Source organism: Mesonia phycicola (assembly GCF_900141885.1).
GTDB classification, from domain to species: domain Bacteria; phylum Bacteroidota; class Bacteroidia; order Flavobacteriales; family Flavobacteriaceae; genus Mesonia; species Mesonia phycicola.
In genome coordinates, this window is sequence record NZ_FQYY01000005.1 from 289,215 (window position 1) to 306,298 (window position 17,084).

A 17,084-nucleotide genomic window follows, 5' to 3' on the forward strand; every position below is an offset into this window, starting at 1 on the left:
TACCTTGAGAAAAAATAACTTCTTCAATTTTAATTTTTCTTTATTTGCACTTACGTTTTTTATAGCGACGGTAAGCGCTTTTTCTCAAGAAGAAGAAAGTGAGACCGAACAAGATTCAACAAAAACAGGATATCGATTAGGGCAAATTCAAATGCAAAACCCTAATAGTATAGTTTCTAAATATACATACGATCCTGTTTTAGATCGTTACCTGTATACAGAAATGATAGGAGATGTAAACGTCTCTTACCCAATGATGCTTACGCGAGAAGAATACCAAGAGTTGGTTCTTGAAGAGCGAATGAAAGAGTATTTTAAAGAAAAATCTGACGCTCTTTCTGGTAGAGATAAAGAAGCAGAAGCACAACAGAAAAATTTATTGCCAATATTTTATGTAGATAATCAATTTTTTGAATCTGTTTTTGGAGGCTCAGAAATAGAAGTTATTCCGCAAGGTTCTGTAGAGGTAGATTTAGGAGTTCTTTATTCAAAACAAGATAACCCGTCCCTATCACCTAGAAATAGAAGTAGCTTAACTTTTGATTTTGATCAAAGAATTAGTTTAAGCTTATTAGGTACAGTAGGTACGCGTTTACAGGTTACTGCAAATTACGATACAGAATCTACATTTGATTTTCAAAATCAAATCAAGCTAGAATATACACCAGATGAAGATGATATTGTAAGAAAAATTGAAGTTGGTAACGTGAGTATGCCGATTACCAATTCTTTAATTGATGGTTCTCAAAGTTTATTTGGAGTAAAAACAGAATTGCAATTTGGTAAAACTACTATTACTGGAGTTTTTTCAGAACAAAATTCAGAAAGAACAACAACAACAATACAAGGAGGCGGGTCTGTAGAAGAATTTGAAAAATTTATCTTAGATTATGATTCTAATAAGCACTTTTTTCTATCTCATTATTTTAGAGATCAGTATAATGATGCTTTAGCAAATTACCCTTTTATAGCGAGTAATATACAAGTAACTAAAGTTCAAATTTGGGTAACAAACACTTCCAATACTACAGATGCATTAACAGATGCAAGAAATATTGTAGCAATTCAAGATTTAGGAGAGTCTACTTCAGAAAATATCGGAGTTTTATTAGATGCTAATGGAGATCCTAACAACTCTTCTTCTTTTGCAGGCTTTGTAAATGTAGCTGAAGGTTCTTACCCAAGTAATGCAAATAACGATTTTAACCCTTTAGGTATTAGTGGGCCGCAACAAACTGCATTAACTTCTGCAATAAGAGATATTGCTACGGTAGATCAAGGTTTTGGTGTTCACTCCAGTGAAGTAAGTGAAGGGATAGATTATGTAAAGCTAGAAAATGCTAGGCAATTATCTTCTAATGAATATACATTGTATTCAGACTTAGGTTATATCTCTTTAAACCAAACAATAAGTGATGATGAAATTTTAGCAGTAGCGTATCAATACACTGTAAACGGGCAGGTATATCAAGTAGGAGAATTTGCTAATGATGGTGTAGAGGCAACCACTACAGCAACTGGTAGTACGGGAGACGTAACAGTAACTCAAAATTTAGTTGTAAAAATGCTTAAAAGCACTATAACTAACGTAAATGAGCCTGTTTGGGATTTAATGATGAAGAACATCTACAGCCTGGGAGCTTATCAATTAGAAGAAGATAATTTTGAATTTAGAATTTTATACTCAGATCCAGAATCATTAAATTACATTAAACCAGAAGGGTCTACACCGCTGCCAAGTGATGTGCAAGAAACTAATTTGTTAAGAGTTTTTAATTTAGATAACTTAAATACAAATAGAGATCCTGTAGTTGGCGGAGATGGTTTTTTTGACTTCGTAGCAGGTCAAACTATTGATGTAGAAAATGGTAGAATTATATTTACCACGGTAGAGCCGTTTGGAGAGTATTTATTTAATAAGTTAGATAATACGCCAAATGGAGGTTCTGAAGATTACGACGATGAAAGTACATATAATGAAAATCAAGAAAAATACGTTTTTAGGTCATTATATGCTACTACAAAAACAGCTGCAGAACAGGAAGATGCAGATAAAAATAAGTTTAAATTAGAAGGAAGTTATACTTCTTCTGGAGAAAACGGAATATCATTAGGTGCTTTTAATATTCCGCAAGGTTCTGTAACAGTAACTGCAGGAGGTATTGAGCTGCAAGAAGGGATAGACTATACGGTAGATTACCAATTAGGTACAGTGACAATTTTAGATGAAGCTTTGTTAGCTTCAGATGCGGTAATTCAAGCTTCTACAGAGAATAATGCTCTTTTTGGTCAGCAAACAAAAAGATATACAGCATTAGATGTACAACACCAATTTAATGAAAATTTTATAGTAGGGGCAACCTATGTAAACTTAAACGAAAGGCCAACTACGCAAAAATCAAATTATGGGTATGAGTCTATTAACAACAGTATCTATGGTTTAAATTTTAATTACGCTACAGAAGTGCCGTTTTTTACTAGGTTAGTAAATAAGCTTCCTAACATAGATACAGATGTTGAGTCTAATTTTTCTATAAGAGGAGAGTTTGCTTACCTACAACCAGGTTCGCCTTCGGGAGATGATTTTGATGGAGAAACTACAAGTTATATAGATGATTTTGAAGCTTCACAAACAGCAATTTCTTTATTAAGCCCGTTATCTTGGTACTTGTCAAGTGTGCCGGTAGGTTATGGTGGTGAATACTCAAATAATGATTTGGCTGTAAACTATAAGAGAGCTCATTTAAATTGGTACACAGTAGATCCAGTATTTTATACAGACTCACGCCCATCTGGTGTTAGTGATGATGATATGTCTACTTACGCTACAAGACGTGTGTATATAGATGAAATTTACCCAAATACAGATGTGGTAGAAGGGCAAGCCCAAGTGATATATACGTTAGATATGGCTTATTACCCTACGCAACGTGGGCCTTACAATTTTAACCCTACTTCTGCAGGAACTAATGATTTGCTTAATCCTAGTGAAAATTTTGCAGGAATTATGCGAGGAATGACTACTACAGATTTTGAACAGTCTAACGTAGAGTTTGTAGAATTTTGGGTGATGGACCCTTTTATTTATGATGAAAATCAAAATGTAGATCAAGGGAAAGTAGTTTTAAACTTTGGTAGTATTTCTGAAGATATTTTAAAAGACGGGAGAAAACAATATGAAAATGGTTTACCTGTAGATGGCTCAACAGATTCTACCATAGAGACAGATTACGGTAAAGTTCCTTCTAGCCAATCACTAGTATATGCATTTGATTCTGAAGATGCAGAGAGAGATAACCAAGATATTGGTTTTGATGGTTTAAGTGATGCAGAAGAAGCAACCAAATTTCCTGATTTTGCAAATTTAGAAGACCCTGCTAACGATAATTACGAGTATTATTTAGCAAAAGAAGGAAATGTTTTAGAGCGTTACTATAACTATAATGGTTCGCAGGGTAATTCTCCTACAGATGTAGAAGACGATGATAGAGGAAATAGCACAGTGCCTTCTGTAGAAGATATCAATAGAGATAATACAATGAATACTATTGATAGCTATTTTGAATACGAAGTGCCTGTATTTAGAAATATGAGTGTAGATAATAATACAAGTTCTATCACTGGTATTGATGAAGATTATATTACCGATGTTAAAACGGTAACTACAACTATGCAAAATGGAGAATCTATAGATGTAAGATGGGTTCAGTTTAAAGTACCATTAAGTACCAATAGTGAGTATTCAGTAAATGGTATTTCAGATTTAAGATCTGTGAGATTTATGAGGATGTATTTGGCAGATTTTGCAGATGATGTGGTTTTACGTTTAGGAGCTTTAAATTTAGTAAGGGGAGATTATAAAAGCTATACAGAAGCTATTGTGCCAGATGGTACAGATCCAGAATCTACACCTGGTACAGAGTTAGATGTAACTGCGGTAAGTGAAGAGCAAACTTCAGATTATGTAACCCCTCCTGGTGTTGTTAGAGAAGAACTTATTAATAATAATCAAACTATTCGTGAAGATGAGCAATCGCTATCTCTTACGGTTACAGGGTTAGATCCGGGAGATTCTAGAGGTGTTTATAAGAGTTTTCAAGTAGATATGCGTCAGTATGAAAACTTAGAAATGTTTTTACATGCCGAAAGTTTACCTGCACCTGCTGCAACTTTAGAAGACGGAGATTTAACTGCGTTTATAAGAATGGGGTCAGATTTTACAGATAACTTTTATCAAATAGAAATTCCTTTAACGATTAGTGAAGCTAATTCTACCGCCTCATTAGATGTTTGGCCAGAAGAAAATAATTTAGATTTATCACTATCACTTTTGCAAGAAATAAAATCACTGGTATTAGGTAGTCAAGCGTATAGCAGTGCAGATTTAAACTTTTTTACTTCAGATTTAAGTCCGTCTACCTCTAATAATTTAGGAGAATTGCGAGTAGGTATTAAAGGAAATCCAACTTATGGAGACATAAGGTTAATTATGTTAGGGGTTAAAAATACTGGAGATACAGAAGCTTCTGGAGAAGTTTGGTTTAACGAGCTTCGTTTATCAGAATTAAAAAGCCAAGGGGGTTGGGCCGCTGTGTTAAGTTTAGATACTAATTTTGCAGATTTTGCAAATGTTTCTGCCTCAGGTAGTAAAAGTACTATAGGTTTTGGGGGTGTAGAGCAAAGTCCTTCAGAGAGGAGCTTAGAAGATTCTCAACAGTATGATGTAACTACTAATTTAAATTTAGGGCAACTATTACCTAAAACTTGGGGGGTAAAAGTTCCTTTAAGTTATAGTATTGGGGAAGAGTTGGTGACGCCATTATATGATCCGGAGTATTTAGATATTGAGTTAGAAACCTTGTTAGATAATGCAACAGATGAAGCTACCAAAGATGAATTGTTGGAGCGAGCAGAAGATTATACAAAAACACAAAGCGTTAGTGTTATAGGGTTAAGAAAAGAAAGAGTAACCAAACCAGGAAAACCGCAAAGAAAACCAATGCCTTATGATATTGAAAATTTTGCTTTTTCAGGAACTTATAATCAAGTAGATCATCGTGATTTTGAAGTAGAAGATTACTTGTCTCAGAGCGTGAGTTTAGGGGCTACTTATAGTTATGGTTTTAGGCCTTTTAAAATAGAACCTTTTAAAAATATTAAGTACTTAGATAGTAGTGAGTATTATAAGTTTATTAAAGATTTTAATATAAACCTTTTACCAACAAGTTTATCTGTTAGCTCTAATATAGATAGAGATTATGATGAGCAAACATATAGAGAAACAGATTTAACTTCTGGTTCGTTAGGTTTGCCAACCTTGTACCAAAGAAATTATACGTTTGATTGGCAATATACTGTAAATCATAATTTAACAGAGTCGTTGAGGTTTACGTTTAATTCTTCTACAAACAGAATTGTTAATAATTATATTAACGATGATAATGTGCAAGATAATACAGTAGGTATTTGGGATGGCTTTTTTGATTTAGGAAATCCAAATCAACTTTATCAAAGTTTACAATTAAATTATGATGTACCTTTTGATAAAATACCACTGTTAGAGTTTATAAAAACACAATATTCATATACGGGTAACTTTCAGTGGCAAAAAGGTTCAGAAATAAATAATAGTTTAACAGATATTCCAGATCTTGGTAACGATATTCAAAACTCTAACACGCACCAATTAAACAGTACGTTCGAGTTAAAAACTCTATATAATTATTTAGGTTTAAAGAAAAAACCAGATCCGCAAAACACAAGAGGAAGATCTCCTAATCAGGGTAATCGTTTAGGTTTTTCAAGATCTAGTCAAAAATTAATTTCTAAAAATAACGATACAAAAGAAACCTTAGATAAACTTTCTGTCGGAGACAAAGCAACAAATACCTTAATAGGTATAGCTACAGCAGTAAAAAGAATTACAGCAAATTATCAAGAAACAAATGGTATTTACCTTCCAGGGTACACTAACGATGTAGGTTTTGGGGGTACTTTAAAACCAACTACCGCCTTTGTGTTTGGTAGTCAGGCAGATGTTAGAGAGATAGCAGCATCTAATGGTTGGTTAACTCTTTATCAAGATTATAACGAACAATATGTAGAGAACGAAATGAAAACCTTATCTCTACAATCACAAATAGATTTATTACCAGATTTAACTATTGATCTTAATGCAAATAGAACCTATTCTGAAACATATACAGAAAACTATGTGGTAAATACAGATGACTTGCAGTATAGATCGCTTAGCTCTAACACTTATGGTAGTTTTAGTATTACCAACATAATGATAGGGACAGCTTTTGCAAAGAGTGATCAAGGTTTTTCTGAGACTTTTGAGAAATTTAGAGACAATAGAATTACTATAGCAAATAGATTAGCTCAAAATGCAGGAATAGATATTACAGATCCAGATAACTTAGATGATGATGGTTTCCCTATTGGGTTTGGTAAAAGTAGCCAAGCAGTAATGCTGCCTTCATTTCTGTCAGCTTACGGCGGGCAAGATGCAAATGATGTTGGTTTAGGATTTAAAAAAACTACTCCGTTGCCAAACTGGAATATTAAATATACAGGATTAATGAGGATAAAGTGGTTTAAAGACAGGTTTAGAAGACTAAGCTTGCAACACGGGTACTCCTCTGTATACAATGTAAATCAATTTCAGAGTAATTTAGATTACGATAGAAACGCACCATATAGCGAATTAAATAAAGACCAATCAGGAAACTTTAAAAATGAATTTCTTATTTCTACTATAAATTTAGTAGAGCAATTTACCCCACTAATTAAAGTAGATATGGAATTAAAAAATTCAGTATCTGTTTTGGCAGAAATAAGAAAAGATAGAGCATTGTCTTTAAGTTTTGATAATGATTTATTGACTGAAGTTCAGGGAGATCAATATACTTTAGGTTTAGGTTACCGAGTAAAAGATTTAAAAATACCTACACGTATTGGCGGGCAACCAAGAGTTTTAAGCAGTGATTTAAATTTTAAACTAGACTTTTCTTTTAGGAGAAACCAAACAATAATACGATATTTGGACACAAATAATAGCCAGACAACAGCAGGGCAAGATCTTTGGTCTTTTAATTTTACTACAGATTATGCATTGTCTAAAAATTTAACGGCTATATTTTATTATGATCATATTTTTTCAGAATATGCAGTTTCAACAGCATTTCCGCAAACAACCATTACATCGGGAATAACGTTAAGATATAACTTTGGAAATTAAATAATAACAACTTAAAAAATCAAAAATATGGGAGCTCCAAAAGACTTAAAATACACAAAAGATCACGAGTGGGTAAAAATTGATGGCGATATAGCTACTGTAGGTATAACAGAATTTGCACAAGGAGAATTAGGTGATATCGTTTATGTAGAAGTAGAAACAGTAGATGAAGAGTTAGATAGAGAAGAGGTTTTTGGTACTGTAGAAGCTGTAAAAACAGTGTCTGATTTATTTTTACCACTTTCAGGAGAAATTATAGAGTTTAATGAAGCTTTAGAAGATGAGCCAGAAAATGTAAATACAGATCCTTACGGAGACGGTTGGATGATTAAAATTAAAATTTCTAACCCTGCAGAAGTAGAAGATCTTTTAGATGAAAGTGCTTACAAAGAACTTATTGGCGCCTAAGCAAACTTTATTTTTTGCACTAAGTTATACGGCAATTATTCTATTACTTTCTTTAATGCGTTTAGATAATATGCCAACCCCCAAATTTGATAATTCAGATAAGTATATGCACGCAATTGCATATTTTGGTTTAACTATAATTTGGTATGTATATTATTTTAGTAGTAAAAGCTGGAAATTGGTGCAAATAAAATCTTTAACGGTAATTTGTTTGTTAATTATTGCTTTTGGCATTTTTATTGAAGTACTACAAGACAAATTAACAACCTATAGAACTATTGATAGTTTAGATGTTTTAGCAAACTCAATAGGTGTTACTGTTGCTTTTTTTGTTATTTTAATGATGAAAAAGCAATTAAAAAAAGTTAAAAACAAATTATAATTTAGATTTTTATAAAAAATAATTACTTTAGCAATCCGATAATAACAAATTATGGAACCAAAAAAGAATCCTAGTAAAGACATGAGAAAGAATAGCGTGCTATACTTTCAACTTGGTCTTATTTTAATGCTCCTTTTCGTATGGAGGGCTATCGAGTGGAAAACCTATGAGAAAGCAGAAATTGAACAAGAAGTTGTTCAGTTTGATCAGCTTGCAGAGGAAGAAGAAGTAACAATGGTGATGCCTCCAGATGCACCGCCACCACCGCCACCGCCACCACCAGCACCAGAGGTAATCGAGGTAGTTGAAGATGATGTGGAAATTGAAGAAGAAGTAATTGAGTCTACAGAGGTGACAGAAGAGCCGCCAGAGATTGTAGAAGTTGCAGAAGTTGCAACAATCTCAGATGATGAGCCTATTGCAGACGTTCCATTTACAGCTATTGAAGATGTGCCTATTTTCCCTGGATGTGAAAAGTATAAGTCTAACGCAGAGCGTAAAACTTGTATGAGTGATAAAATTAAAGATTTTGTAAACAGTAAATTTAATACAGATCTTGGTGCAGAACTTGGGCTAAGTGGTATTAACAGAGTTTACGTAAGATTTAAAATTGATCATAAAGGTAATATTGTTGGAGTTCAAGCAAGAGCACCACACCCTAGACTTCAAAGAGAAGCTGAGCGTGTAGTAAATATGTTACCTAGTATGACTCCAGGTAAACAACGTGGTAAAGCTGTTGGGGTATTATACTCACTACCAATTGTTTTTCAGGTACAAGATTAATATATCTTAATAAGTATATAAAACCTTCAAGCATTGCTTGAAGGTTTTTTTTGTTTTCATTTTTGGCATAATAGCTGTATTGTCTATTGTAATTAACTATAAATTATGCTATTATGAACAATTTTAACAAAAAACCAACCGCGTCTAGTAAGCTTATTTATTTTCAAATAGGTTTAATTGTAACATTAGTTTTAGTGTTATTTTTTATTGAGCAAACTTCTAAAGAAGTTAAGTATAATGATAAAGCTGTAGTTTCAGATGTTTTTAAAATGGAAAAAAGTTTCAATCAAAAAGTTATTTTTCCTAAAACCACATCAGTAAAGACACATCAAAAAAAATCTTCAAGTAAAATAATCCCTGAAAAAGCTAACGAGAAAGATTTAGTAGATGAGATTTTTAAAAAGAAAGCTACAGGCCAAATAGATAATAAAAAATTAGATTTAGAAGATCCAGACGACGATTTTATAGAAGACTTACCTGTTGTATCTAAACCTATGGGTATAAAGTTTGTTTCTGAAGTACCTGTATTTCCTGGTTGTGAAAATTTTTCAACAAGAAATGAGCAAATAGAATGTTTTTCTTCAAAAGTAAAAAAAATAGTTGCTAAAAAGTTTAATGGTAACATAGCTAGTAATTTAGATTTGAAAGGAAAACAGAATATATATGTAAACTTTACAGTAAGTGATACGGGTGAAATTGTAGATATCAAAGCAATTTCTAAAAATCAAGAACTAATAGAGGAAGCGGTAAGAGTAATTAAACTTTTACCTAGAATGAAACCAGGAAAACAAAATGGACAACCGGTGAGTGTAAATTACACCCTGCCAATTTCTTTAAATATAAATTAAGATTGCTCGATTAACTCATTTTTTGCATTCAAAATAACAACGTATCTTTCGCACATTAATAAATTTATTGATATGAGAATTTTACCTGTTATTTTGGGTGCTTTTTTGTGCTTAAATGTTTTTTCCCAAAATACATTGCAAGAAGATGAGAGATTTCCTGTTTTTGCTGCGTGTGAAAATGTAGAATATGCTTTGCAAGAAGATTGTTTTTATACTCATGTCAAGTCACACGTGGTGTCTAACCTTTTATTGCCAGAAGTAGTAAAACAAGACGATTATCGTGGTAAAATGACGGTTTTGTTTGAGGTGACGCCTGAGGGTGATTTCAAAATAATTTATATAGATACTAGTTATAAAGAGTTAATAACAGAGGTTGAGCGTGTTTTTGCTCAATTGCCAAAAGTAAAACCTGCAAGCTATAATGGCAACGCTATTTTCATGCAGTTTAGAATGCCAATTTATATTCCTTTAGATGAAAATGTTGCTTCAGAAATTGATAGAAAAGTAATTGTAAATAATACTTCTAAGCTAAAAAGGGATCAGGCTAAACGAACTTATAAAGTAGAAAAAGTTAATCCATTAGCTAAAGAATTTGATAGTGTAGGTAACTCTTTGGTAGATTATACTAACAAGCAATTTGCTAGCCATGTTAATATTCCATTTTCACATGAAGTTTATAACAGGTTTGATGATGAAATGAATGTGGTGGGTACCAATGCTCATACGGCGTCTAAGCCTTTTTTGTATTCAGATGTAAAGCCTTATTATGATTTTGAACAGAAAAATAAAGAGCTAGACTATAAAGTAAATTCTTGGTTTGGAAGAAAGTTTTTTAATGAGCACTTGGTGCAATTACAAGCAGAAGATTATTGGTTGGTGGCAGATGTAGCGGCAGACTTGCAAATAGGAAAAGATTTTGATGCAGATTTTAACTCTACTTACAACAATACAAGAGCGGCAGTTATACAAGGAGGAATAGGGGAAAATTTAAATTTTTTCGCAAGTGTTTACGAAAGTCAAGGTAGATTTGCTCAATATTTTAATCAATATGCAGAATCTATTAAACCAGATGGAGGTAATCCTGCTATAATACCAGGTAGAGGTATTGCTAAAGATTTTGATGGTGATTATGATTACCCTGTAGCAGAGGGTTACCTTTCGTATAGCCCAAGTAAACATTTCAATTTTCAATTTGGGCATGGTAAAAACTTTATAGGTGATGGTTATCGTTCTTTATTATTGAGTGATGTAGCAAGTCCGTATCCTTTTTTTAAAATGAATACTTCTTTTTGGAAGTTAAAATATACAAATACCTGGATGTCTATGCGTGATGTGCGTCCAGAAGTTACAGAAAGTGGTTCTTTCAGAACAAAATATGTGGCTAATCACTACTTAAGTTATAATGTTACCAAAAGACTAAATATAGGTTTGTTTGAGTCTGTTATTTGGGAAAATGATAATGAAAGAGGTTTTGATTTAAATTATTTAAATCCTGTAATATTTTACAGAGCAATAGAGTTTTCTACAGGGTCTCGTGGAGGTAATGCTTTAATAGGGTTAACAGGTAAGTATAAATGGAGTAATCACTTTAATACTTACGGACAATTAATTATTGATGAATTTTCTTCTAGTGATATTTTTGGAGGGCAGCAGAGTTATAAAAATAAAATAGGCTATCAATTAGGTTTAAAATATTTTAATGCATTTAATGTAGATAACCTTTATTTTCAGGTAGAATTTAATCAAGTAAGGCCATATACCTATTCTCATAACGAAATCACCTTAAATTACGGTCATAATAATCAATCTCTAGCGCATTTATGGGGTGCCAATTTTAGAGAGGTAATAGCTATTGCTAGATATAAAAAAGATCGATTTTACGGACATCTTAAATTTATTGTTGGTAAAAGAGGTTTTGAATTAGAAGAAGATTTAGATCCTTTTTACGGAAGTGATATTTATGGAAACGATGAAAATAGAATTTCTGATAACGGAAATGCGCTTTTTCAAGGGAATGCAGCCGATTTTTTGTATGGAGAAATAGAGTTAGGTTATATTGTAAATCCTGCAACTAATTTAAAAGTGTATGCAAATTTTATTAATAGAAATATTAGTGCAGATTTAGAAAATGTAAACTATAATTTTCAAAATAATACTAGTTGGATAAACTTTGGTTTTAGAACAGATTTATTTAATTGGTACTATGATTTTTAGTCTACAAAAGTTAAATACAATAATAACCTGAATTTCTGCCTTGTAAAAAGGGTTTTTAACAGTATCTTTGCACGCGCAAAATACAATTCTCTTGAATAAAGTTTCAGCCGAAAATACTCACGTAAATATTACTTCAGATTTTAAAGAAATCACAAAGATGCGCTTGGCAGTAAGTGTTGTTTTTTCTTCTGTAGCAGGATATTTTTTAGGGGCAGATGTAGTAGATTTTGTAACAGTATTACTTTTAGCAGTGGGAGGTTACTTAATGGTAGGTGCTTCTAATGCATTTAATCAAGTAATAGAACGTGATTTAGATGCGTTGATGGATAGAACTAAAAATCGTCCTATCCCGTCAGGTAGAATGTCTGTTACTAAGGCGTTAATCATCGCTTCTGTCTTTACGGTATTAGGCGTAGGGGTTTTGTATACTATTAACCCTATTACTGCAATGTTTGGTGCAATTTCTATTGTATTATATGTTGCTGTTTATACTCCTTTAAAAACAAAAACACCACTTTCAGTTTTTGTAGGTGCTTTTCCTGGGGCCATTCCATTTATGTTAGGTTGGGTAGCTGCTACCAACGATTTTAGTATTGAGCCGGGTACGTTGTTTATGATTCAGTTTTTTTGGCAATTTCCACATTTTTGGGCATTAGGTTGGTGGCTTTATAAAGATTATGAGCGTGGAGGTTTTTTTATGCTTCCTACTGGTAAAAGAGATAAAGGGACAGCTATTCAAATAGTGCTTTACACAATTTGGACTATAATTATTTCATTAGTACCAGTAACTGGACAAACAGGAAAGTTGTTTTTAACACCAGTTTCGGCAGTTTTTATATTTCTGCTAGGTTTATTAATGCTGAAATATGCAGTACAACTTTATAAGAAAAGAGATGAAAAAACAGCTAGACAGCTTATGTTTGCTAGTGTTACATATATAACTTTATTACAAATTATTTACGTTTTAGATAAATTTATTAGAGCATGGATTTAACGAAAGGAACAGAGGCAGAGAAGATTGAAAGATCTAAAAAAATGATGATGTGGTTTGCTATAATAAGTATGGCAATGATGTTTGCAGGTATAACGAGTGGTTATTTGGTGAGTAGAAATAGACCAGATTGGATTAGTGATTTTCAAATTCCATCTTCATTTATTTGGAGTACTTTGGTTATCATACTTAGTAGTGTAACATTACGTTTTGCGAAAAATTTTTTAAAAAAGGGTAACAGAAGTAATACTTCTATTTTTTTGTTGGCTACTTTTGTTTTAGGAAGTATATTTGTAATAATGCAGTTTGTTGGTTTTCAGCAAATTTTAGCAGACGGTTATTATTTTACTGGTAATGCAAGTTCTATTACTACAACTTTTGTGTATTTAATAGTAATGGCTCATATAGCGCACGTAATTGCAGGTTTAATTGTTCTTTTAGTTCTAATTTATAATCATTTTAAACAGCGTTATAAAGTAGGGCAAATGCTTGGATTAGAACTCGGTGCGATATTTTGGCATTTTGTAGATGTACTGTGGATAATACTGTTTTTGTTTTTATATTTTATTAGATAAGAAAAATAACTATTTTTGCTTAATATTTAACAATAATTTCTCTTTATGGAAGCTACTGTTGTAAGAACAGGTACCGAAGGTAAAACTTGGGGCGGAGGTTCTAAATCTCCACTAAAAGCTAGCTATGGTAAGATGATGATGTGGTATTTTATCACGTCTGATGCTTTAACTTTTTCAGCGTTTCTTGCTGCCTACGGTTTTTCAAGATTTAAATTTATAGACGCTTGGCCTATCGCAGATGAGGTGTTTAATCACTTTCCGTTTATGCATGGGGTAGATGCTCCTATGTATTATGTAGCGTTAATGACGTTTATTTTAATTTTCTCATCTGTAACTATGGTATTAGCTGTAGATGCAGGTCACCAAATGAAAAAGAGTAAAGTAACTCTTTACATGTTTTTAACCATTATTGGTGGAGCAATCTTCGTTGGTTCTCAAGCTTGGGAGTGGAAAAACTTTATTAAAGGTGAGTATGGAGCTGTAGAAACTGCAGGTGGTCAAATTATTCAATTTATAGATAATAATGGTAAAAGAGTTGCTTTAGATAAAGTAGCTAAAGTTTTACCAGAAGATCGTGTAGAGCACGAAGCTAAAAACGGTTTATGGTTTGTTTCAGATGAAGCCTCTTTAACTACTTATTCTATAGATGAAATTAAAGCTGGTTTTCAAGATAGCAACTATTTAGTAAGAACTCAAAAATTAGATAAAAATGGAGCAAAAACTATTTTGTCTAGAGAAGAGTCTCTTGCGGTGATAAATAACCAGGCAGTAAGAGTGGTAGAAGGAGCTAACCTAACTCGTAACGAGTATGGAGCACCATTATTTGCAGACTTTTTCTTTTTTATTACTGGTTTTCACGGTTTTCACGTTTTAACAGGAGTAATTATCAATATCATCATATTTTTTAATGTAATTATTGGAACTTATGAGAGAAGAAGAAGTTATGAAATGGTAGAGAAAGTAGGTCTATACTGGCACTTTGTTGATTTAGTATGGGTTTTTGTATTCACATTCTTCTATTTAGTTTAATTCAAAAGAGTTTAAAGAGATGGCACACGAAGCTTCAACACACGATAAACACTCTCCATTAAAAAGAATTTGGACGGTATTTGCTATATTATCTGTAATAACCTTAGTAGAAGTTATTCTAGGTATTATTAAACCAGAAAGTTTAGTAAAAACTACACTTATCTATATGAGTCTATTAAATTGGATTTTTATAGTATTAACAATTGTGAAAGCATATTATATTACTTGGGCCTTTATGCATATGGAGCATGAAGCTAAAGGATTAAGAAGATCTGTAGTATGGACTGTAATATTTTTAATTGCATATTTAACTTTTATTTTGCTTACAGAAGGTGACTATGTATTTGAAGTATATAAGAACGGTTATATTGCTTGGGATTTCTAAAAAAATATATAAGTTAAAAATAAAAAAAGACGGTTTATTAAACCGTCTTTTTTTATTTTTGTAACTCAATTACAATGACTAGGTAATGAAAAAATTTTTAGTGTTAGGTGTGCTTTTTATTCTTCCTATAGTAGCCTATTTGTTTTTCTCTTCGGGAGTAAATAATTTTGCAAAATTACCTGTTCTTACCAAAGATGTTTTAGATGTTTCTCAGTTTCAAACACTCAAAGGAGATACAGTAACTTTAAAAAACAAAATTACAGTATTGTCTGTTTACGGTAGTGATATAGATGCGAAAGCAGGAAGTGCCTTTAACTTAAATGAGAAAATTTACGATAAAAACTACAATTTTGAAGATTTTCAATTTGTGGTAATTGCAGAAGACGGTTTTCAAGATCAAGCTAAAGCTTTGTTAAGAGAATTAGGTACTACCATAGATGTAAAAAAATGGAATTTTGTTTTTGGTACTACATCTCAAATAAATCAATTTTATAGTAGTTTAGGTACTAATATTAAACTGAATAGTAATAGTGCAACAGATTATTGCTTTATTATAGATAAAAATATGAGTCTTCGTGGTCGCCCTGCAGAAGGTGATGAGCCAGTTAGGTATGGTTATAATACTGCATCAGTAGCGGATTTAACTAACGCTATGACAGATGATATAAAAGTTATTTTAGCAGAATATAGATTAGCCTTGAAAAAGTATAATAAAAATGACGCGTTAAAATGAAAAAGAAATATTCATACATAGGTTTAGCATTTATTATACTGTTGTTTGGAGTAATTGTGGTTCCAAAAATAGTAGAGAGGGCAGCAAATAATGAAGTTGTAAAAAATGATAGACTTAATCAGAACGAAAATACTGCTAATGGTGATTTATCTTACATTGTTTTAAATGGAGAAAAAGCGAAAGTACCTCCGTTTAAATTTGTAAATCAAAATGCAGACACAATTCAAAATTCAGATTTGAGAGGGAAAGTATATGTTGTAGAATTTTTCTTTACAACCTGCCCTACAATTTGTCCTAAAATGACAGACAACTTAGTTCATCTTCAAAAAAAGTTTAGAGCTAATCCAAATTTTGCAATTGCTTCTTTTAGTATAAATCCAGAAAATGATACTCCAGAGGTTTTAAAAGCTTATAAAGAAAAGTATAAAATTAAAAACCCTAATTGGCATTTTTTAACTGGAGATAGAGAGAAAATTTATGAGTTAGCAAACCAAGGTTTTAATCTATATGTAGCAGAAGATGATGCAGAAAAAGGTAATTTTCAGCACTCAGGTTATTTTGCTTTAATTGATCAAGAAGGTTATTTGCGTTCTAGGTTAGATCAATTTGGTAATCCAATTATAGCTTATAATGGTTTAGAAGAAGACGATTTAAAAATGTTAAAAGAAGATATTAATATCCTGTTGTAGTAATGAGTAATATTAAAAAAGATAAAGTAGCAATTCCGGTAATCATTATTCTTTCAGTTTTGGTTCCGCTTATTGTTTTAGTTTTAATGAATTTGCCAGAACGTTATAATCTTTTAGGTTTAGATGTAGGTACATTTCCTTTTTTTCACGCAATTTTAAACGGATTAACCGCAATTTTACTTATGATGGGGTTTTTCTTTATAAGATCTGGAAATATGAAACTTCACCGAAATGCTATGATTTCAGCATTTGTACTTTCTAGTATATTTTTGGTGAGTTATGTGATATCTAAAATGAGTAATGATCCGGTACCGTTTGGTGGAGAAGGTTTTTTAAGACCTGTTTATTTTATTATTTTAATTACACATATAGCATTATCTGCAATTATAGTTCCTTTAGTTTTATTTACTATGTATAGAGGATTAACTAAAGAATATGAAAAACATAGAAAAATAGCTAGGTGGACATTTCCTATATGGTTATACGTAGCTGTAACTGGTGTATTAGTGTATTTGTTTATGATGCCTTATTATTAATTGGTGATGAAGATATTAAAAAAAATAACACTATTTATTTTACTAGTAATAGCTCCGCAAGTAACTTTTGCACAATGTGCTATGTGTAGAGCAGTATTAGAAAGTGAGGCAGATGGTGGCGCTGCAGAAGCTATTAATGATGGAATTGTTTATCTAATGGTTTGGCCATATTTGTTAATGGGCTTAGTTGGTTTCATTATTTATAGAATGGTAAAAAAAGGTGTTAAAACTGATTAAATGTTAATTTAACATATAAAGCTGTAACGAT

Annotated in this window: 14 protein-coding genes; all 14 read left to right on the forward strand. The window is 32.0% G+C overall.

The genetic code is table 11. From position 1 onward, the window contains the following. The first annotated feature begins 4 nt into the window (after positions 1-4). The 14 genes from sov (at position 5) to BUC03_RS09330 (ending at position 17,053) form a co-directional block, all read left to right on the forward strand. On the forward strand, positions 5-7,243 hold the full coding sequence (sov, locus tag BUC03_RS09265) for a T9SS outer membrane translocon Sov/SprA (protein WP_073150793.1): 7,239 nt from the start codon (positions 5-7) through the stop codon (positions 7,241-7,243). Between the two features lie 27 nt (positions 7,244-7,270). Continuing rightward, complete coding sequence (gcvH, locus tag BUC03_RS09270) at positions 7,271-7,651, forward strand: glycine cleavage system protein GcvH (RefSeq protein ID WP_073150795.1); 381 nt, start codon at positions 7,271-7,273, stop codon at positions 7,649-7,651. Next, on the forward strand, positions 7,617-8,033 hold the full coding sequence (locus BUC03_RS09275) for a VanZ family protein (RefSeq protein WP_143159171.1): 417 nt from the start codon (positions 7,617-7,619) through the stop codon (positions 8,031-8,033). Before gcvH ends, BUC03_RS09275 begins: the two co-directional genes overlap by 35 nt. Before the next feature lie 51 nt (positions 8,034-8,084). Further along, positions 8,085-8,816 (forward strand): energy transducer TonB, encoded by a 732-nt coding sequence (locus BUC03_RS09280; protein ID WP_073150798.1) that lies wholly within the window; start codon positions 8,085-8,087, stop codon positions 8,814-8,816. Between the two features lie 113 nt (positions 8,817-8,929). Further along, entirely contained in the window at positions 8,930-9,664 is a 735-nt protein-coding gene (locus tag BUC03_RS09285; RefSeq protein ID WP_073150800.1) for an energy transducer TonB, read from the forward strand. A 72-nt stretch (positions 9,665-9,736) separates the two neighbouring features. Further along, positions 9,737-11,878 (forward strand): gliding motility protein RemB, encoded by a 2,142-nt coding sequence (locus BUC03_RS09290; RefSeq protein WP_073150803.1) that lies wholly within the window; start codon positions 9,737-9,739, stop codon positions 11,876-11,878. Positions 11,879-11,969: 91 nt separating this feature from the next. Further along, complete coding sequence (gene cyoE, locus BUC03_RS09295; RefSeq protein ID WP_073150806.1) at positions 11,970-12,872, forward strand: heme o synthase; 903 nt, start codon at positions 11,970-11,972, stop codon at positions 12,870-12,872. After that, on the forward strand, positions 12,863-13,444 hold the full coding sequence (locus BUC03_RS09300; RefSeq protein WP_073150808.1) for a cytochrome c oxidase subunit 3: 582 nt from the start codon (positions 12,863-12,865) through the stop codon (positions 13,442-13,444). The genes cyoE and BUC03_RS09300 overlap by 10 nt, the downstream gene beginning before the upstream one ends. A 45-nt stretch (positions 13,445-13,489) precedes the next feature. Further along, entirely contained in the window at positions 13,490-14,473 is a 984-nt protein-coding gene (locus BUC03_RS09305; protein ID WP_073150811.1) for a cytochrome c oxidase subunit 3, read from the forward strand. A 19-nt stretch (positions 14,474-14,492) separates the two neighbouring features. Then, positions 14,493-14,858: a cytochrome C oxidase subunit IV family protein gene (locus BUC03_RS09310; protein WP_073150813.1), complete on the forward strand. Its 366-nt coding sequence runs from the start codon at positions 14,493-14,495 to the stop codon at positions 14,856-14,858. Between the two features lie 85 nt (positions 14,859-14,943). Further along, complete coding sequence (locus BUC03_RS09315) at positions 14,944-15,591, forward strand: hypothetical protein (protein WP_073150816.1); 648 nt, start codon at positions 14,944-14,946, stop codon at positions 15,589-15,591. Continuing rightward, positions 15,588-16,280, forward strand: coding sequence for an SCO family protein (locus BUC03_RS09320; protein ID WP_073150818.1), 693 nt, complete (start codon positions 15,588-15,590; stop codon positions 16,278-16,280). Before BUC03_RS09315 ends, BUC03_RS09320 begins: the two co-directional genes overlap by 4 nt. A 2-nt stretch (positions 16,281-16,282) precedes the next feature. Continuing rightward, positions 16,283-16,816 (forward strand): DUF420 domain-containing protein, encoded by a 534-nt coding sequence (locus BUC03_RS09325; protein WP_073150821.1) that lies wholly within the window; start codon positions 16,283-16,285, stop codon positions 16,814-16,816. Between the two features lie 6 nt (positions 16,817-16,822). Continuing rightward, positions 16,823-17,053, forward strand: a complete 231-nt coding sequence (locus BUC03_RS09330; RefSeq protein ID WP_073150823.1) for a hypothetical protein — start codon at positions 16,823-16,825, stop codon at positions 17,051-17,053. Positions 17,054-17,084 lie beyond the last annotated feature (31 nt).